This is a genomic window from Herbiconiux daphne, from assembly GCF_024979295.1.
GTDB lineage: Bacteria > Actinomycetota > Actinomycetes > Actinomycetales > Microbacteriaceae > Herbiconiux > Herbiconiux daphnes.
Genome location: NZ_JANLCJ010000725.1, coordinates 1 through 543 on the forward strand (window position 1 = coordinate 1; position 543 = coordinate 543).

Annotated in this window: 1 protein-coding gene; it reads left to right on the plus strand. The window is 42.9% G+C overall.

The features are described from left to right. Positions 1-41: 41 nt before the first annotated feature. Positions 42-543: portal protein (locus N1032_RS27370; RefSeq protein WP_259543860.1), on the plus strand; the 502-nt coding region annotated here is incomplete at its 3' end.

Here is a 543-nt window from a genome sequence, read left to right on the forward strand (position 1 = left end):
ACCAGCTAAGCGCCGCACAGCGTAAGCATGAGCACGTTGCTATGATGACTACCTACCCACAGTATCAGGCTGCTAGGGGCCAATATGACCGGCAGAGCCTGTTAAATAATCGCCCCGGTGCGGTTATCGAAGTACAGGCTATTGGTGCTGTTGAACGGTTCCAGCCTATGCAGCTTACAGATACTTATGTTGCTGCTAATAACCAGCTTAAAGAGATTGCACAGGAGACACTGACACAGCCAACAGATATTACTAATGGTGATGGTGGTATGAGTCAGGTAAGTACAGCTACTGCCTATCTTAATATCTTTAATCAGGCTCAGCGTGAATTGATGATTACTGAAAGCCTCTCTGATACTTTCTTTAAACCATTCTTTACGCATTTGTATGAACTTATTAAAGATGAAAATATCCAGTTAGTAGACCCTGATAATAATCCTATTGATGGTGCTAAACTTCCTAACGTATTTGAGTTTGCTGTAGATCCTAGCACAACGAATGATCAGTTCGCACAGCACATGCAAGTTAAAGATATGGTCGCAC